This window comes from Helicobacter apodemus (genome assembly GCF_000765745.2).
GTDB classification, from domain to species: Bacteria; Campylobacterota; Campylobacteria; order Campylobacterales; family Helicobacteraceae; genus Helicobacter_D; species Helicobacter_D apodemus.
The window spans coordinates 21603-40942 of record NZ_JRPC02000006.1 but is presented as its reverse complement, the minus strand read 5'-3'; the positions used below and the strand labels follow the sequence as shown (position 1 = coordinate 40942).

Sequence of the window (19340 nt, the reverse complement as noted above, 5' to 3'; positions counted from 1 at the left end):
AAGGATAAAAAATGTTTAACAAACTCAATACAGAAGAACAAAGGGTTATTTTACATAAAGGCACAGAAGCACCTTTTAGCGGAAAATACGAAAACTTTTTTGAAAAGGGTATTTATGTCTGCAAACAATGTGGAAATGAGCTTTATTCTTCAGAAAGCAAATTCCATTCAGGCTGTGGCTGGCCTAGTTTTGATGACTGCATACAAAATGCTATCAAAGAACAATTAGATGCCGATGGCAGGAGGGTAGAGATAGTTTGCGCAAAATGTGGCGGACATTTAGGACATATTTTCAAAGGGGAAGGCTTTACGCCAAAAAACACGAGGCATTGTGTAAATTCAATTTCGTTAGATTTCAGAAAAAATTAGTTTTTGTAAGAGAAATTTTGCTAAAATCGGGAATAAGAATTCAGCTTTATTAAACTTTAAGGAAAATATGGAAGAGTTATTCATACAATGGCTACATGAATATGGCTATGTTATCTTATTTATTTGGAGCACATTAGAGGGCGAATTAGGTCTTATAATGGCAGGGATTATGTCTCATACAGGACATATGTCCCTACCTATTGCAATCTTTGTAGCAGGACTTGGCGGATTTGTAGGCGATCAAGTTTATTTCTACATTGGTCGCTATAATAAACCTCTAATCTACAATAAATTAAAAACCCAAAGACGAAAATTTGCACTTGCACACCTGCTTTTGCAACGTTATGGTTGGCCTATTATTTTTATTCAACGCTATTTATATGGTATGAGAACTGTTATTCCTATGAGTATTGGAATTACACGTTATAGTGCAAAAACTTTTGCCCTTATTAATTTTATTAGTGCTATTATTTGGGCAACTATTACGATTTTATTAGCTTATTTCTTTGGAGAGGAGCTATTACAACTGGTAGAATATGGAAAGGAGCATTATTATATTGCTATTCCTTTTGCCATTATGCTAGGTGGAGGAATTTACTATTATCTGCATAGAGTTACACAAAAAGCTGGAAAAAAATATTTAGGAGAAACCAAATGAAAATTTCAAATAGTCATCAAAAAGGCGAAGTAAAAATACTTTTTATTAAAGATAAGAAAATCTCCCAACTTACCAAAACGCAAAAGGATACCCTATCCCTTTTAGGATTTGAAGGAATTGGAAACATCTTTATTCCAGAGAATAAGACTTTTGTTATTGGTATTGACAAATCTCTACAAGACTTCCCAAATACCTTAAGAGATTCCTTAGCACAAGCTATAATGAGCCTTAAAAAACTCAAAATTAAATCCATAAGCTTAGAAGCACAAAGTTTGCAAGAAATCAAAGAAATTTGCGAGGGAATCTTGCTTGGCAATTATACTTTTGACACCTTTAAGAATGAAAAAAACAAAAGCAATCTAAAAGAGGTTTATATCCACGCACCAACATTAGATAAAAAAGCCGTTGATTCACTCATAGCACAAATACAAATCATTGCTAATAGTGTCAATACCACAAGGGAACTTATCAATACTCCACCTATGGAAGCTACCCCTGAATATATAGTCAATTTTGTAAAAAACCTATCTAAAGAAATCGGATTTGAATGCAAAGTGCATAATACACAGTTTTTAGAAAAGGAAAAAATGGGAGCTTTCTTAGCAGTCTCTAAGGCAAGTTGCCATAACCCTTATTTAGTGCATTTAACTTATAAACCCAAAACTTCAAAAAAATCTAATCTCAAGAAATTTGTATTTGTTGGGAAAGGCTTAACCTATGATTGTGGGGGATTAAGCTTAAAACCTAGCGATTATATGACAACAATGAAAGCAGATAAAAGTGGAGCTTGTGCGGTTATTGGCATTGTAGATTCCCTAGCAAGACTTGGGATAGAGGCTGAAATACACGGGATTTTAGGATTAACCGAAAATATGATTGGGGGGAATGCCTATAAACCCGATGATATTTTAATTGCACGAAACGGCAAAAGTATTGAAGTTAGGAATACTGATGCAGAGGGTCGTTTAGTATTAGCCGATTGTCTTAGCTATGCAAGTGATTTAAAGCCTGACTTTTTGATAGATTTAGCTACACTTACGGGAGCTTGCGTTGTAGCTTTGGGTGATTATACAATGGGGATTATGGGATATAACCCAAAACTCAAAGAGGATTTTTTAAAAATAGCCTCTAGTGCTGGAGAATTAGGAGGTATTCTTCCTTTTAATCCTTACTTAAAAAAGCTTTATAAATCTGAAGTAGCGGATCTTTGTAATATCCCATCAAGTCGTTATGGAAGTGCCATAACTGCAGGAATGTTCTTAGGAGAATTTGTCGCAGAATCTTTATTACAAAAATGGTTACACTTAGATATTGCTGGACCTGCTTATGTAGAAAAATCTTGGGGGGTCAATCCCTTTGGTGCAACCGGTGCTGGAGTGAGAGCTTGCATAGAATTTGTTAAACAAAAGGCATAATATGGGCTTATCTATTGGGATTGTGGGCTTACCTAATGTAGGAAAATCCACCACCTTTAACGCATTAACCAAAACCCAAAACGCACAAGCGGCTAATTATCCTTTTTGCACCATTGAACCTAACAAAGCAATTGTTCCTGTTCCCGATGAGAGATTAGCAGAATTAGCAAAGATTGTTAATCCCCAAAAGATTCAACACTCTGTTATTGAATTTGTAGATATTGCTGGGCTTGTTAAAGGTGCAAGCAAAGGGGAGGGATTAGGCAATCAATTTCTTGGCAATATTAAAGAAACTGAAGTCATCTTGCATATTGTGCGTTGCTTTGTAGATTCTAATGTTACACATATTGAAGGCAATATCAACCCTTTACGCGATATAGAAGTTATTGAAACAGAATTACTCTTAGCGGATATGCAAACGCTTGAAAAAAGAATCGAAAAATTAATAAGAAACGCTAAAAGCGGGAATGATAAAAAAGCAAAACTAGATTTACAAATTGCTCAATCTTTACTCAAACATATTCAAGAGGGAAATGCTGTAAGGGATTTTCAAGAAAAGTCTAATGAATCCTTTATAAATTTAGATAAAGAGCTTAGATTCTTAACCAATAAAACCATTATTTATGGAGCAAATGTCGATGAAGAGGGATTAAGAGAAGATAATGAGTTTTTTAATAGCCTTAGAGACTACGCTAAAAAAACAAATTCTGAAGTTATCAAAATCTGCTCTAAAATAGAAGAAGAACTCGTAGGATTAACACAAGAGGAGCAAAAAGAATTTTTGCAAGAATTAGGCATTAAAGAAAGCGGGCTTGATAGCATTATTCGCCTAGGCTTTGAAAAACTAGGTTTAATTAGCTATTTTACCGCAGGGGTAAAAGAAGTGCGTTCTTGGACTATCCATAAAGGCGATAAAGCCCCTATAGCAGCAGGTGTAATACATCAAGACTTTGAAAAGGGCTTTATCAAAGCAGAAGTGATTGCTTATGAGGATTTTATACAATATGGGGGAGAAGCTAAAGCAAAAGAAGCAGGAGCAATGCGGGCAGAGGGAAAAGATTATATTGTAAAAGATGGCGATATTATACATTTTAGGTTTAATGTTTCAAAATAAGCTTCTATAAACAAAACTTATTAAAATCTACTTAGCATAAATTTTCAATACCCAAAAAAGAAATTTTTCACTCTTTTTGTTTATATCTTATAAAGATCATTCCTTAAATCTTTTATTAATTGGATGATTTGCAAGTTTGGTTTCAAGACACTTTCTTAATTTTTAATATTGATGCCTACAAGCTCAAACATTTAAACCCCTACAATTCCTCTTATATGACTTCTTATTCTTTAAAACCAAGTAAAGATTGAATATTTTGTTGGTGCATTTTTATGAATGCACTTTCTTTACAAAGATTTTCAAATTTTTCTTGAAAATCTTTTAAGAAATTATTAGGGATACAAAAATTTCTAATCTCCCTCTCCCCTATTCTCTCATTATTATCTTGATAAATCTCACTTAAAGATTTCCTTCCTTCTTTAGAGATGAAGTATAAATATAAAGCTTTGGCAATAGCATAATCTCTTAATCGTAAAACCAAAATCCCAGCATTAGCAATCACAATTTTATCCTTAATCTCCTCACCTATAATCGCTACCTTTGGATTCACTCCACGAATAGCTAATAAAATATCATAAGGGCATAAACGAATATCTTGTATCTTTTTAGAACTTGTTTTGAGGCTATATTCACCAAAAGTATTGGTAAAACCATAATCTTCAAAATCTTTTATTCCCATATCATAACATTCTATTAAATCTTTATTATCTTTTGTATCAATTCTTTGTCCCCTAAAGCAAGCCTTCAAATACTCTTTAAGTTTTACTCTGTTATCCATCAAAGTATCTTGCATATAAAAAGAGGGTTTTAAATAACTTTCATTGAGCAACTCATAGCTCACTAATTGGGAATAAGTTCCGTTTTGTTTAGAAAAATATAAATCTAAAATCTCCTCTTTATTAATAATTCTATTATACTTACCCTCTTTTAAACAAAAACTTTTAAAATCCATAAAAAGAACTTTTTTATTCTCTTTAGATAATACTAATAAACAAAATTCTCCCATTTGGTGAGGAAAAATATTTTTGGGTAACTCCATAACACACTCTAATAATCGACTGCTTATTAAATATTTACAAAATTTCTTACCTAAATCTTTATATAACAAGACAGAGCGAATAATAAAAATTGCTTTTGTTTTAAAATGTGCTAAAGAATGTGCTAAAAATGGTATTTCAGGAGCTATTTTGGAATAATTGTCTAAGAATATAAATCGTAAATCCTCTTTAAAATTAGGCAGATTTTGCCGAGTTAAAGGAGGGTGGCAAAAGATTTTATCAAAGGTTTTACTATCTTTTGAAAAAGAAATATCTAAAACATCGACAACTTGAAAATGAGATTCCCTAACCCCCGCTAAAGACGCAAGAATCTTTGCAATGCCAATAAGCTCCTCATTAATATCTTCACCATAAATAATACAATCCTTCCCCCACTCTTTTAAGGAAAATATCCAACTCCCCATACCACAACAAGGATTATAAATACTCTCTCCTTTTTTAATCTCTAAAAGTTCTAAAATAAGAGTGTTAATCTCAATAGGGGTAACATAATCATAAAATTTCAAAATAGTTTTTTGTAGAGCAATAGCTTGTATAAATTTCTCAATATTTTCTAAAGAAACTCGGAGATCCCCCAAACTTCGTAAGATTTTTTTCCAATTTAGTTTTTCATCAATTAAAATTGGTTCTATATTTAGAGATTGTAAATATCGATAAAAGGATTTTGGTATTTGCCTCTCTTTTACACTAAGCAGCTTATCTTTAAAACTTATATTTTGATGGACTAATAAAAATTGCAAAATGATTTTTAAAGATTCTAAATTATCTTTAGAATATCTTTGAATATATTGAAAATTTTGCAACAATTCTTTCATTAATCTCCCTCTTTTCATCTCTACTTTTAAGGAATATAAAGTAAAATTATAACAAATTTCTCCTAATGTAAGCAGAATAATGCTCCTTTAAAGATTCTAAAGTTTTTAGAAATTTTCCTTAAATTCAATTTGTATTTATAAAAATTTTTATACAATCTTACATATTCCATCTTAAAACACTAAGAGTTATTCTAACTATGACTAATACTTGCTTGATAGAAGATTTTATTAACAAATTAAAAAATAGCCAAAAATGCTTCACCTATGAATTTTCAACACCTTCTAGCTTCTCATTAGAGAGCTTTTATGATTTTAGCGACTCCTTACTCCAACAACTTGATGCCTTTGTTTGCACAGATTCCCCATTAGCCAAACTTAAACATAGTGCAACCTTAGCAAGTCTTAAATTGCAAAATACTTTCAAAATCCCAAGTATTACAACAATGTCTATGCGAGATAGGAATACGCTCTCTTTACAAAGTGAGCTTATTGGAATGAATAGCTTAGATTTACGCCTTGTTTTAGCCCTTACAGGAGATCCTTTAAGGCTTGGCAACCAAACACAGGCTAAAGGGGTTTTTGAAGGTAATAGCAACTTATTGCTTAAAATCATAAAACAACTCAACCAAGCAAAAGATATTAACAATCAAAACATTAGTGGAAAATGTAAAAGAATCTATCCCTTTAGTGTCTTAAATGCCTATCCCAACAAAAAAGAAACCTCCTATAAAAAAATGAAAGAAAAAATACAAAATGGAGCAGAAGCGATTTTCACACAACCCATTTATGATTTACAAATCGCTAAAGAACTTATAAGCTGGAATAAAGAAATCAACCAAGAGTGCAAAACACAATCTGTTTTAGTGCTTGGCTTTTTCCCTATCACTTCTTATAAAACCGCTTTATTTTTACACAATAAACTACCTGGTGTCTATGTCCCACAAGATTGGCTTGATGCCTTAGAAAAAGCCCATAATAATGAAGCAGCCATTGGGTTAGCAAAAAGTAAAAATTTTTTTGAAAAACTTCGGTGTTTTTACCAAAAAATTCATTTTATGAGTGCTAATAAACCTAAACTCATTGAAAATATTTTATGCTAAAATCCCAAAATAATTTATAAGTAGAATAGTATAAATGGTTGATCGTCCTTTATTTTTCTTTAGTGCAAGTTTAATCACTATTAGCATTTTATTTTCTTATTCGCTCTCTACCTTTGCTACTTTATATTATGAATATAATGAATTTCATTTTATGATTCGTCAATGTATTGCTGGAGTTTTAGGTATTTTGCTAATGTGGGGAATCTCTAAATGTAATCCTGGTTCTTTTATTTTAAAATTTGGATTTTTATTATTTTTTGGTGGAATTTTTTTAATGTTTATTATGCATTTCCTCCCCGAAAGTCTCGCAACAAGTGCTGGAGGAGCAAAAAGATGGATTAGGCTGCCTTTCTTTTCCTTAGCTCCTGTAGAATTTTTTAAAATTGGTTTTGTAGTTTTTTTAGCTTGGAGTTTCTCACGGAGATTTTCTTTAGAGGAGCAAAAAGATTTAAAAGAGGAATTTATTACTTTCTTACCCTACACCTTAGTCTTTTTAATCGCTGTTTATCTCATCGCCATTTTACAAAATGACTTAGGACAAATTGTCTTACTTGGCACAACTCTAGCCTTAATGATGATTTTTGCAGGATCTTCTTTTAAACTTTTCTTGTATCTACTAAGTTTTACTTTCACACTCTTTATCATTGTAATTGTTACAAGTGCTCACCGCATTATGAGAATAAAAGCTTGGTGGGCTGGAGCACAAGATTTAATCCTCTCATTTTTTCCTCCAAGCATTGCTAACTCTTTACGCATTGAAAACCTCCCTGAACCTTATCAAGTGCAACACTCCTTAAATGCCATTGCTAATGGGGGTATTTTAGGAGAAGGCTTAGGCAATGGACTTATTAAACTTGGTTTTTTAAGTGAAGTGCATACCGATGTTATTTTAGCAGGCATCACAGAAGAAATAGGATTTTTAGGATTATTTTGCATAAGTCTGCTTTTTTTAAGCCTTATTTTTAGGATTCTAAAAATCGCTAATCGCTGTGAAAACACTATTTATTACCTTTTTTGTTCAGGAGTTGCCATTATTTTGGGTTTTTCTTTTTTGATTAATGTTTTTGGTATTTCTGGGCTTATCCCCATAAAAGGCATTGCCGTCCCCTTTTTAAGCTATGGAGGAAGTGCTATCTTAAGCTCTAGCATTATGATTGGTATGGTTTTATCTATTAGCAAAAAGGCAAAAATATCCTAATTTTAGGAGAGTTTGATTATAATACCAAATCCCATACAACAAAGAGAGAGAATGAAAGATACGAAAGCCCTAAATATTCCTACATTAAGCGGAAATCTTTGCAACCAAAACCTACTCCAAGCAGCACAACAATTCCAAACCCCGCTTTTTGTTTATGATTTTAACCAAATAGCACAAAAATACGAACAACTAAAACTAGCCTTTGGGGGGAGAAAAATGCTTATTTGCTATGCTCTAAAGGCAAATTCTAACTTGAGCGTTATTAAAAAACTCGCTACTTTAGAAAGTGGTGCAGATTGTGTTTCTTTAGGAGAAATTAAACGTTCCATTATTGCTGGAATCCCTGCTTATAAGATTATTTATAGTGGCGTTGGAAAGCAAGATTATGAAATACAAGAAGCTTTAAAAATTGGCATTTTATTTATTAATATCGAAAGCAAAGAGGAACTTTTAAGGATTGAAAAAATCGCTAAAACTATGAATATAAATGCTAGAATTTCCATCCGTGTTAATCCAGATATTAACGCCCAAACACACCCCTATATCTCCACGGGCTTAAAAGAAAATAAATTTGGCGTTAGCATTGAGGAGGCAAAATCACTCTATTTATACGCACATAATTCTAAAGTCCTAGAACCCATTGGGATTCACTTCCATATAGGTAGTCAATTAACCAAACTTACCCCCATTGAAGAATCAGCACAAAAAATCGCCTCTTTAGCACATAGCTTATTAGCTTTAAAAATCAATCTAAAGTTTTTTGATATTGGAGGCGGTATTGGAATTACTTATAATGATGAAACCGCTATTAACCCTTATGATTACGCACAAGCTATTTTAGAAACCCTAAGAGGGCTTGATATGACTATTATTTGTGAGCCAGGCAGATTTATTGTAGGTAATAGTGGAGTATTTTTAACCAAAGTTTTATTAGAAAAAGAAAATCAAGACAAACGTTTTATTATCGTTGATGGAGCTATGAATGATTTAATTCGCCCAAGCCTTTATAATGCTTACCATCAAATTATCCCACTAAAAGATACAAAAGCTCATCAAAGTCTTGCAGATGTTGTAGGACCTATTTGCGAAAGCGGTGATTACTTAGGAAAAAACATTGCTCTACCCAAGCTAGAAAGAGGAGATATTTTAGCAATTCTTAGCGTGGGAGCTTATGGATTTAGTATGTCAAGTAATTATAATACACGTACAAAATGTGCAGAAGTTGCTATTGAAGATGGAAAATTACGACTTATCCGCAAAAGAGAAAGTTTTGAAGATTTAATTGCTTTAGAGAAGGATTATTTATAGGAGTTTTAATGAAATTAGAAGCTTTTAGAAAAGAAATTGATACCATTGATGATAATATTTTAGAGCTTTTAGAAAGACGCATGGAAATTGTAAAACATATTGGAAAGTTAAAAGCCCAAAGCAATACTCCTATTTATCGCCCAGAAAGGGAACAAAAAATTATCCAACGATTACTTGCAAAAAACCCCCATTATTTAAACAAAAATGCCATTGAATCCATTTATTTAGAAATTTTTGCGGTAAGTAGGAATCTTGAACTTCCAGAGAGAATAGCTTATCTTGGTCCCCTTGGAAGTTATACACACCAAGCTGCTGAAAGCCGCTTTGGAGGAGTGTGTGAGTATCTCCCTTATAACACCATACAAACAACCCTTAAAAGCGTTGAACAAGGTTGCGCAAACTATGCCGTAATCCCGATTGAAAATAACCAAAATGGCATAGTTGGGGAAACTCTTGATTTGCTAAAAAGCACTCCTTTAAAAATTGTCGCTGAAGTCTATATGCCAATCCATCATTGTTTTGCTACTTCTTCTCAAAACATTCAAGAGATTAAAAGAATCTACTCTAAAGATATTGCCTTTGGGCAATGCTCCCATTTCTTAAGCGAAAGAAGCTTAGATCACATCCAAAAAATACCTGTAGATTCTACAGCTAGAGCTGCTCAACTTACTGCAGAGGACTCTCAATCGGCTTGTATATGCTCACATATTGGGGCTAAACTCTATAAAGTGCCAATTTTATTTGAAAACATAGAAAATAATGCTAACAACCAAACCCGCTTTATTATCATTAGTAATTTTAAAAATCAATCCTGTGGTAGAGATAAAACTTCTATTTTTGCAAATCTAGTAAATACCAATAAACCCGGGGTATTATATCACTTACTACGAGATATTAAAAAGCTTAATATTAATATAACTTCCATACAATCGCGCCCTGCACATTCCAATGGCAATTTTAGCTATTGTTTTTTTATTGATGTTGATGGACATATTGATGATGATAATATTCACCAACTCTTTGAAATTTATCCCCAAGAATTAAAATGGCTTGGAAGTTATTTGAAAAACTAAATTTGCTTGAAAATTCTATTAAAAAAATACTATAATTGCTTCTTTAAACTCAAAAGGAGAACCTAAATGGCAGAAGAAGAAAAAGAATCTAAATTAGCAGCCTTAAAACAAAATAAAATGATTCTCTTTGCTATTATTGGTGTTGCAGTATTACTCTTAGTTATTTTAATTGTAGTAGCCATCTTAATCTTTAGCGGTGATGATGAGCCACAAGCCAATGAACCTATCCAACCAACACAACAAAGTGCAGCAAGTAAAGGAAGTATGGCAAACCCAAATAGCAGTCTTTTAAGTGTAGGTCCTATGTATCCCCTCAAGCAATTTATTATCAATTTAATGTCTACAGGAAGTGGCAAACGTTACTTAAAAACCTCTATTGTTTTAGAATTAAGTGTGGCTCCCTTACAACAAGAAGTTGATACAAAAAATGATGTTATACGTGATGTAATTATTACGATTTTAAGCTCTAAAACCCTCGAAGAAGTTCAAACGACAAGAGGCAAACAAAAACTTAAAGAAGAAATTATCGAAAGAATCAACGAATTTTTAGTGGATGGTAGAATCTCTAATTTATTCTTTACTGAATTTGTGGTGCAATAATATTTGGTAGAAATTGGCATTGATTTAATTGCTATTAAAAGGATTGAGTTATTCCTCCAAAGGTTTGGGGAGAGGGGCTTACTAAAATTCCTCACTCCAGAAGAAATAGCAATTGCCAAAACCACCCAAAGTATTGCAGGGTTTTGGGCAGCAAAAGAAGCGTGTTCAAAAGCTTTAAAATGTGGTATCTCAAAAGATTTAGCTTTTTATGATATTCTAATCTCAAAATCCCCCAAAGGAGCACCCCTTCTAACACTCACGCAAGATAAACTCCTTGCTTTTAATCTCTATTCTCTAAGCCTTTCTATAACCCACGATAATGGTTTAGCCATCGCAATTGTTGCTGCAAATTTTAAATAAAATAAGCTTTAACAAAAAAATGCTATAATGCCGACCTTATCTCATTTTGAAAGGAATTTTGTGATTCGATTATGCTCTTCTTCACTTAGTAGAAAACTAATCTTATCAGCCTATCAGATTCCTTTTATACAATGTGATAATAATTTTAATGAAGAAAGTCTGTCTTTAACGACACCTAAAAGCTTCGTCTATCAAGCCACACTTGGGAAACATAAGGCTGCACTCCAAACTTATGGGCTAGAAATTCCACTTTTAGTAGTCGATAGCGTAGTGGAATGCAAGAAGAAACTCCAACGAAAAGCTAAAACTCAAGAAGAGGCAAGAAGTTTTTTATCAGCACAAAGTAACGCTTCTATTAATATTTTAACTTGTATGATTTTACATTCCCAAGATCTCTATTTTCTAAATCTTAGTCAAACTTATTACGAATTTTTTAATTTCAATAAAGAAGATATGGAATCATATCTTATTAGTAAAGAATGGGAAAATAAAGCAGGAGCTGTTATGGTAGAGGGATTCCATCAAAAATATATTAAAAAACAAATTGGGGAAACTTCTAATGCTATGGGATTAAACTTTCAAGCACTACACCCTTTTTTAAAAGAAACACTATGAATACTGGGATGGTTGCTATAATGCTTGCTACTTCAATTATTATTGGGCTACTTGGTCTTATTTCTTTCATATGGGGGCTAAAGAATGGGCAATTTGATGATGAAAAAAAAATGATGCAAGGTGTCTTATTTGATAGTGAAGAAGACTTACGACATATGGCAAATAACCAATCAATAAAAAAGGAAAAAAAATGAATAAAATTTATAATATTGCAATTATTGGAGGAGGTCCAGGAGGTATTGCTTCTGCCGTTGAATCCGCTATTTTAGGAATTAAAGAAGTAATTTTATTTGAAAAGGGTGAGGGACACTCTACAACCATCCGTAAATTTTATAAAGACAAAAAACGTGTAGATAAAGACTATAAAGGACAAAAAGTAGAACTTAATGGGAATATCTATTTCTGTGATGGGACAAAAGAAAGCACCTTAGATTTATTTGATAAAATTATTAAAGAAAATGGCTTAGAAGTTCATTTTAACACAGAAGTAGAATCTATTAAAAAAGAAGGAGATTTATTTACCATTCAAACAACGAATAATGAAATTACAAAAGCTAAATTTATCGTAATTTCTATTGGAAAAATGGGGCAACCTAACAAGCCTACCTATCCGCTTCCATTCTCTCTTAAAAAAGTCATTAACTTTAATGCAAATACCACTACAGATGGAGAGAAAATCTTAGTGGTAGGGGGTGGAAATTCCGCTGTTGAATATGCTTGTGTGCTTAGCCAAACTAATCCTATCACGCTCAATTATAGACGCACAGAATTTTCAAGAATCAACGAAACTAACCAAGAAAGTCTAAATGCCTGCCTAACATCCCAAAAGGTCACCCCAAAATTTGGTATAGATATACAAAAAATAGAAGATGAAAATGGCAAACCCAAAGTTTATTTTACAGATGGTAGTGAGGAGGTCTTTGATAGAATCATTTATGCCATTGGTGGAATAGCACCTATTGATTTCTTAAAAAAATGTAATTTAGATCTTAATGAAGATGGCACCCCCATAGTGGATGATAAACATCAAAGCTCTGTAGATGGAATTTATATTGCTGGTGATATTCTTTTTAAAAATGGAGGTTCTATTGCAACAGCATTAAATCACGGCTTTCATTCTATTCAAAGTATCCAAGAAAAGCTTACAAGATTTTAAAGCTTTGTATTATATAAATTTTAGTAGAATAGCCATTTATTTTACAATCTTATTAACAAGGATAAGAAATGGCAAGAAGATGTTTTTTTAGTGGAAAAGGTCCTATGGTTGGCAACAATGTAAGCCACGCAAACAATAAAACCAAAAAGAGATCTCTCCCAAACTTAAGAACTATTAGAATCAAACTAGAAGATGGAACAACTGCCAAAATTAAAGTCGCTGCTTCTACTCTAAGAACTATGAAAAAGCGCTCTTAATCCTTTATTTTGGATTAAGCAGTGCTTAATAATTTTAAAAAATTCCTCCATTGGGAAGGTGTTCAAAAGCCCGATATTGATTTATCAGGAGCACTTTATGAACAATTAAAACCTTTTAGAATTCCTTTTATACTCTTATTTTTAGGATTGCTTCTTAGCACATTAGGATATGTAGTTATCACAGACTACACTTTAATTGAAGCCTTTTTTCAAGCTTCTTATACTTTTACAACAACAGGCTTTGGGGCACTAAAAGAAAATGAATTTGATGCTTTAGACATTATCTATACCGCAATTGTAATGCTTGCTGGTTCAGCTGTTTTAAGCTTCTTTGTTATTAGTATTATTGATGTATTAAATCGTGGAAAACTTATCTCTATCATCAAGGAACGCAATATGATTTACAAAATCGCCCGCCTTAAAAATCACTTCATCATCTGCTATCACAATGAATACACCATCCAACTCTCTCAACAATTCAGAGAAGCACATATACCTTTTGTTGTCGTAGATAACAATAATGCATTAGAGGATATTGCGGCAAAATACCATTATCCTTTTTATGTTAATGAAAATCCGCATACAGAAATTGCTATGTTAAAATCCCATCTCTCTAGTGCTAGAGGTGTTATTACGCTCTCTAATAATATTGCCGATAATATTGCACAAATTGCTTCGGTGCGTCTTTATGAAAGAGAATTAGGACGTAAGCCTTATTTTATCATTGGCAATGCTAATACCAATGAGGATGAAGAAAAACTCAAAAAACTTGGAGCAGATTATGTCGTCTCCCCTTCTAGACTCTTTGCCCAAAGAGTGAATGCTATGGCAACGCGTCCGGATATGGAAAACTTGCTTGAACGTTTCGCTTATCAAAAAAACACACCACTTGATTTAGAAGAAATTGTTGTCCCGCGCTATTCTTGGTTAATCTTAAAAAAACTCAAAGAAACACATTTACAAGAAATTACACAAACCTTCATTGTAGGAATCACACAAAAAGAGGGTAAATTTATCTCTATGCCAGATGGGGATACACTCATTACTAATGAATGCAAATTGCTTGTTATTGGGACTTCTAATGGAGTGCGTTTAACTAAACAATTAATCGCCAAAAAAGATAAACCCGAAGAGTTAAAATATGTTTAGTCTCTTTCCTATTGATAATGGGGTATGTGCGTCAGAGGGATTTTTCTGTGATGGCATAAGTGCAGGATTAAAACAAGATTCAATGCCTGATATTGCTTTTATCTACTCTGATATCCCTTGTGAAGTAGAAGCACTTTTCACACAAAACAAGTTTCAAGCCGCACCTATTTTGCATTACAAAAATTACAACACTCCTTTTAAGACAAACTTTGTTTTAATAAATTCTAAAAACGCTAATGCGCTAACAGGCATACAAGGTTTAAAAAATATTGAAGAAATTCTTCAAGAATTACAAAAATTGCACCCACAAATTCACAATCCTATTATGAGCTCTACAGGAGTTATTGGCGTTCAGCTCCCAAAAGAAAAGATTATTCAATCTCTCCAAAAAATACATTTACGCCACAAAAACAACAAACAAGCCTCCCTTGCTATTATGACAACAGATAAATTTAATAAAACCCTTGCTTTTGAAGTTCTTTTAAAAGATAAAAGCCGTTTTAGAATCGGTGCCATTTGCAAAGGAGCGGGTATGATAAATCCCTCACTTGCCACAATGCTATGCTTCATTACAACCGATGCAGCAATTCCTAAAGAAGATATGAAGCCCTTATTAGAGGAAGCTTCTAAAACAACCTTTAATGCCATTAGTGTAGATGGGGATACTTCAACCAATGATACGATTTTGCTTTTAAGTAATGGTAAAAGTAAAGCTTATAATAAAGAAGCTTTCCTCTTTGCCCTTACACAACTTATGCAACACCTAGCATTAGAGATACTAAGAGATGGAGAAGGCTCTACAAAGCTTGTCGCCTTTGAAGTTAAAGGAGCTAAAAGCAAAAAAGAGGCAATCAAAGCGGCTAAAGCCCTTAGTCAATCCTTATTAGTTAAAACTGCACTTTTTGGTTGCGACCCTAATTGGGGCAGAATAGCATCGACTATTGGAGCAAGTGGCATAGAATGCGACCCTAATACTTTAGAAATTTACTTTGGCGAAGTCTGTGTTTATGCTAAAGGACAGATTTTTTTTGATGATGATAATGAAAAAAAAGCTGCAAAAATCCTCCAACAAGATTCTTATAAAATCACTTGCAATATTGGCTTAGGTAAGGAATCTTTTATTGCTTATGGTTGTGATTTAGGTTATGAGTATGTTAAAATCAATGCGGATTATAGAAGTTAGCAGAAATTGTTTTTACCAAATCTTTAAAATCAATAGCCTTTAGCTTAAAAGCCTCTAAACATCTCCCTCCTTGTAATTCAAACACTATCATTTGAAAAATACTCGGAACACCTTTTTTATCTAATACACTAAGCTTATTAGGGATTCCTGTTAAAAATCTCTCAATAGGTTCTTGTGGATTCATACCAATAACACTTTCTCTAGCCCCACTCATCCCTACATCACTAACTCCAAAAGTTCCTTCAAAAATCTCCAAATCATCCGTGCCTATATGCGTATGTGTGCCTAAAATTGCTCCAATTTGTCCTTTAAGCATCATAAACATTGCCCTTTTCTCACTGGTAGCTTCAGCGTGAAAATCTATAATAATATTCTTTATCTCCTCAAGCCTTAAGTTCTGCACTATTTCCTTAGCACAAATAAAGGCGTTATCACATTGTGGCATTCCAAAATGCCCCATAAGGTTAAGCACAGCAAAAGATTCTTGATGAATCTCTCCACAATATAATCCCGTGCCAATCACTCCTTTAGGGTAATTATGTGGACGCAAAACTTTAGAATCTTTTTGTGCTAAAAGCGGAAAAATATCCTTTTTATCCCAAGTGTGATTCCCTCCTGTAAAAATATCCACTCCGTAAGATTTTAACTCTTCATAAGCAGAAATTCCAAGCCCAAAGCCGTGACTTGCGTTTTCACCATTAGCAATCACACAATCTAAATGATACTCCTCTCTAGCTATTTGTAAGTATCTTTTCACTCCCTCTCTGCCAATCTTTCCTACAATATCTCCAATAAATCCAAAACGCATTAAAATCTCATCCCAAAAGAACCTGATAACTTCATATTATTTTCCTTTCTTGCTAACTCATCAACAAAAGATACACTCAAAAAATAATCCTTAAAGCTAAGATAATAAGAAACTCCTAGAGAAATGAGATATTTATTAAGTTCATTTTGTTGGGTAAAGGTTTGGGTTATAAAATCATTAAATCGTGCTTCATTTTTAAGTGTTTTTCCATTTAATCGATATTCATAGATTCCAAAGCCTGATACAATATGCTTTAAAGAGGTATCTCCAAAGTTATAAGAAATATTTAAGCCGCTAGCTAAGGAAGTAGTATGATGATTAATAGGCTGGTATTCTTTAGACCACATTCCGCTTTCTTTAAAAGATTCTTGGTGATAATAGGCATAATTAAGATAGGCTAAAGGCGTTAAAGTGAAGTCTTGTAATTCCCAGTCTTTTGCCATACCCATTTGCAAAGAAAGGCTTAAGTTATTATAATTTGCGTTAATAGAGTCAGGAGAACCTAAAACCTTCCTATCCATTTTATTAAAACCATAATTTACAAAAGCTCCGCTAAGAAGCTTGAAGGCTTCAACATCATAAATTGCATTAATACCCAAATTAACATTCTTTGAATCAAAATCACTTCCATTAAAATCTAAATTAGTGTTAGAATATTTTAGATTTAAAGTTGTTCTTAAATCCTCATTAAAATCTTTCCCAATAGCTAAATCTACACCACTTGAATAACCCTTATTACCATCCCCATTATTTTTTTTATAATTAGGACTAAGATACCAAAAGAAGCTTTTATCATTCATTTCTAAAAAATTCCAAGTATTAGTTAGACTATCACTATTAACAGAAGCTACATATTGAGGCTTTTGCTTAAGATTAAAGGTTAAAGAAGTAACAGCAGTAGGATTAAGGGCAAAGAGCATATTTTGTTGTGTAGTAGATAAAGCATTATTGGCATCTGATGCAGCATTATCTAAATAACTCTTTCCCTCAATGCTTTCTAAAATTTCTACAAAATTTGGGCTATTATCTAGAAATGCAAAATAATTTCTATAATTTTCTGATAAATCTTGGTTATTCCTTATTTCTCTTAAGACACTTCCTATGTTGCTATTTGCGGTATTATAGGCATTACTTTTAAGGGCAGAAGCTGCATTAATTGTTCTTTTATCTGCATCAAGCACAGCTTCAAAACGCATTGCATTATTTTCAGAAACCTTAACCTCTGTGAATTTATCAATAGAATCGCTAAGTCCTCCTAAATCAATCTTGACATATTCTCCGCTATAAAAAAATTGTTGAAGTGGAATATATTCTAATATCCCGCTTTGAATATCGTAATTACTTGCAAGAAGCTTAGAATTTTTATGGCGTCCAAAATCAAGCTGCAAACGACTATCTTCTCCCTTTTGTGTATAAATCCCTTTTACCTCTAAATCACTTAAATCCTCATTACCAACCCTTACAATACCCTCATTAGTCAAATTTTTATGGATAATCCCATTACCGCTTAATTTTCCACCTTTTTCAACAAAAACACTGCTATTAACTAATTCCCCCTTTTTTTTAGCACTTCTCCTTAATCGCAATGTCCCATTTTCAATAATCGTAAGACCCGCATAAGTATTTTTCCCACTAAAAGTTAATTCTCCTGTGCCTTTTTTGATAAATCCAACATTAAGATTATCCATATTTGTTGGTAGGTTTTTAGCATTACTTAAATGCAAACTAGAATCCCATTGTTTTTGGGTAATATCATTGCTAAATTCTGCATTGTTTCCTTGTGTATCCACTATATAATAGAGTTCTTGAGTATTATTTTTTAAGGTTTGCTTATCTTTATCATTAAGCCGATTAGCATCTAAGGTAGCTACGCCCCCTAAAGCCTTTTTTATATCTAAAATACCTTGTCCGAAGATGGATTCTTTAGATAATCGAATAACTGCATCATAATTTGTAGAAATTTTTTTTGTAATAAGATTTTCTACAATCTTTGTTGCTTCCTCCTGTGTATAACCCTCTTGTTGTAAATCTTTCTTGATTTGCTCTGTATTGTTATTATTGCCATTTTTTGGTGGATCATTGTCAATATAAATAATCGTGTAATACTCTGCATTAGCCTCATCACTTTTTTTCACTACCAACTTAGGGGCTTGGTAATCTTTATTAGCAGTGCTTAATAAAACATCCGCAATTTGCTTACCATTCAAAAAAGGAAATTTCTGTGCTATTAGTGCTGCTGCACCACTTACCATAGGCGCTGCCATAGAAGTTCCACTTCTTTTGAAATAACTATTGACATCCGCAGCATTAGCACTATTAATTTCTCCTCCAAAAGCCATTAAAGAATAATTTTCACTTTTTAAAAAACCATTACCAAAATCACTGACCCCCTTAGCCTTTATTATTAATTTATCTCCACTCCTAGAAACATCATCAGCATTTAAAGATCCAACATTAATAAAAGTGCGTAAATTCTCATCAAAGCTTGGCAGAGTAGAATATAATCCTGAAGCAATAATCCCCTCATTCCCACTAGCAAACACAAGGAGGATTTGATTGTTTTGTGCTAAGTCTGTTATTTCTTTAGCATAAATAGCTTGATAAGCATTTTGCAAAAAAAACTCTGGTTGTTTGCCCTCATAAAAAACTGCATTATTAAAGATTAAATCTTGAATCCCGACAAAGGGATAAAGCGTAGTATTCCAACTATTATTAATAATTTTTACATTATTTTTTGTAAAAAAGTCTGTGAAGCTAGGAATATTACCACCCCCAAAGATTTGCCCAGAATAAAGCATAGAATCATAAGCCACACCAAAGGGCTTGTTATCATCAATCTTCTCTCCAGCTATAATACCCCCTACATGGCTCCCATGATCATTACTAGAAGCATCAGATATTAATTCTTCGCCTATTTTATTCTTTAAACTAATGTGGTTTTTATTCATAGCCGTATCTAAAACACCGACATTCACACCCTTACCGGTAATGCCCTGCTTATAGGCATCAGAAGTATTAACTAAATCCAAAGATTGAGAATTAACAAAATTATCTGCTAATATTTCCACCAATGAAAAAGTCCATAAAATAATAAAAAATCGCATT

The 19340-nt window shown here is 32.8% G+C and carries 19 protein-coding genes; 16 read left to right on the top strand and 3 right to left on the bottom strand.

Going from position 1 to position 19340, the window contains the following annotated elements; all coding sequences use genetic code 11:
• Positions 1–11: 11 nt before the first annotated feature.
• From LS72_RS03105 to ychF, 4 genes are all read left to right on the top strand, one after another.
• Complete coding sequence (locus LS72_RS03105; RefSeq protein ID WP_034554879.1) at positions 12–368, top strand: methionine-R-sulfoxide reductase; 357 nt, start codon at positions 12–14, stop codon at positions 366–368.
• Positions 369–435: 67 nt separating this feature from the next.
• On the top strand, positions 436–1026 hold the full coding sequence (locus tag LS72_RS03100; RefSeq protein ID WP_034554878.1) for a DedA family protein: 591 nt from the start codon (positions 436–438) through the stop codon (positions 1024–1026).
• A complete protein-coding gene (locus tag LS72_RS03095; RefSeq protein WP_414458057.1) occupies positions 1005–2441 on the top strand; it encodes a leucyl aminopeptidase in 1437 nt (478 codons plus the stop codon). The genes LS72_RS03100 and LS72_RS03095 overlap by 22 nt, the downstream gene beginning before the upstream one ends.
• A 1-nt stretch (position 2442) precedes the next feature.
• Positions 2443–3555, top strand: coding sequence for a redox-regulated ATPase YchF (gene ychF / locus LS72_RS03090; protein ID WP_034554700.1), 1113 nt, complete (start codon positions 2443–2445; stop codon positions 3553–3555).
• 223 nt (positions 3556–3778) lie between these two features.
• Here the strand turns inward: ychF and LS72_RS03085 are convergent, their stop codons facing one another.
• On the bottom strand, positions 3779–5428 hold the full coding sequence (locus LS72_RS03085; RefSeq protein WP_238700678.1) for an N-6 DNA methylase: 1650 nt from the start codon (positions 5426–5428) through the stop codon (positions 3779–3781).
• Positions 5429–5625: 197 nt separating this feature from the next.
• On the opposite strand from LS72_RS03085, the gene LS72_RS03080 reads away from it, so the two are divergent.
• The 12 genes from LS72_RS03080 (at position 5626) to argJ (ending at position 15427) form a co-directional block, all read left to right on the top strand.
• Positions 5626–6528 carry a methylenetetrahydrofolate reductase gene (locus LS72_RS03080; RefSeq protein WP_052087350.1) on the top strand — a complete coding sequence of 301 codons (903 nt, stop codon included), beginning with the start codon at positions 5626–5628 and terminating at the stop codon, positions 6526–6528.
• A gap of 34 nt (positions 6529–6562) precedes the next feature.
• Positions 6563–7726 carry an FtsW/RodA/SpoVE family cell cycle protein gene (locus LS72_RS03075; RefSeq protein ID WP_034554702.1) on the top strand — a complete coding sequence of 388 codons (1164 nt, stop codon included), beginning with the start codon at positions 6563–6565 and terminating at the stop codon, positions 7724–7726.
• A 51-nt stretch (positions 7727–7777) separates the two neighbouring features.
• Positions 7778–9034, top strand: a complete 1257-nt coding sequence (gene lysA / locus LS72_RS03070; RefSeq protein ID WP_138154997.1) for a diaminopimelate decarboxylase — start codon at positions 7778–7780, stop codon at positions 9032–9034.
• Positions 9035–9042: 8 nt separating this feature from the next.
• On the top strand, positions 9043–10107 hold the full coding sequence (gene pheA / locus LS72_RS03065; protein WP_138154995.1) for a chorismate mutase: 1065 nt from the start codon (positions 9043–9045) through the stop codon (positions 10105–10107).
• 66 nt (positions 10108–10173) lie between these two features.
• Positions 10174–10707, top strand: coding sequence for a flagellar basal body-associated protein FliL (fliL, locus tag LS72_RS03060; protein WP_138154993.1), 534 nt, complete (start codon positions 10174–10176; stop codon positions 10705–10707).
• Between the two features lie 3 nt (positions 10708–10710).
• Complete coding sequence (acpS, locus tag LS72_RS03055) at positions 10711–11067, top strand: holo-ACP synthase (RefSeq protein ID WP_034555430.1); 357 nt, start codon at positions 10711–10713, stop codon at positions 11065–11067.
• A 60-nt stretch (positions 11068–11127) separates the two neighbouring features.
• Positions 11128–11682 (top strand): septum formation inhibitor Maf, encoded by a 555-nt coding sequence (maf, locus tag LS72_RS03050; RefSeq protein ID WP_034555429.1) that lies wholly within the window; start codon positions 11128–11130, stop codon positions 11680–11682.
• The gene (gene ccoS / locus LS72_RS03045) at positions 11679–11876 is read left to right on the top strand and encodes a cbb3-type cytochrome oxidase assembly protein CcoS (RefSeq protein ID WP_034555428.1); all 198 of its coding nucleotides are present in this window, start codon (positions 11679–11681) and stop codon (positions 11874–11876) included. The genes maf and ccoS overlap by 4 nt, the downstream gene beginning before the upstream one ends.
• On the top strand, positions 11873–12838 hold the full coding sequence (locus tag LS72_RS03040; protein WP_138154991.1) for an NAD(P)-binding domain-containing protein: 966 nt from the start codon (positions 11873–11875) through the stop codon (positions 12836–12838). The genes ccoS and LS72_RS03040 overlap by 4 nt, the downstream gene beginning before the upstream one ends.
• A 68-nt stretch (positions 12839–12906) precedes the next feature.
• The gene (gene rpmB, locus LS72_RS03035; protein ID WP_034555082.1) at positions 12907–13095 is read left to right on the top strand and encodes a 50S ribosomal protein L28; all 189 of its coding nucleotides are present in this window, start codon (positions 12907–12909) and stop codon (positions 13093–13095) included.
• A 21-nt stretch (positions 13096–13116) separates the two neighbouring features.
• The gene (locus LS72_RS03030) at positions 13117–14244 is read left to right on the top strand and encodes a potassium channel family protein (protein WP_034555081.1); all 1128 of its coding nucleotides are present in this window, start codon (positions 13117–13119) and stop codon (positions 14242–14244) included.
• Complete coding sequence (argJ, locus tag LS72_RS03025; RefSeq protein ID WP_034555079.1) at positions 14237–15427, top strand: bifunctional glutamate N-acetyltransferase/amino-acid acetyltransferase ArgJ; 1191 nt, start codon at positions 14237–14239, stop codon at positions 15425–15427. The genes LS72_RS03030 and argJ overlap by 8 nt, the downstream gene beginning before the upstream one ends.
• On the opposite strand, the gene LS72_RS03020 is transcribed toward argJ, so the two are convergent.
• Positions 15405–16235 carry a TIGR00282 family metallophosphoesterase gene (locus LS72_RS03020; protein ID WP_138154989.1) on the bottom strand — a complete coding sequence of 277 codons (831 nt, stop codon included), beginning with the start codon at positions 16233–16235 and terminating at the stop codon, positions 15405–15407. The genes argJ and LS72_RS03020 overlap by 23 nt on opposite strands.
• Positions 16235–19339 carry a S8 family serine peptidase gene (locus tag LS72_RS03015; RefSeq protein WP_052087223.1) on the bottom strand — a complete coding sequence of 1035 codons (3105 nt, stop codon included), beginning with the start codon at positions 19337–19339 and terminating at the stop codon, positions 16235–16237. The genes LS72_RS03020 and LS72_RS03015 overlap by 1 nt, the downstream gene beginning before the upstream one ends.
• Position 19340: the final 1 nt, after the last annotated feature.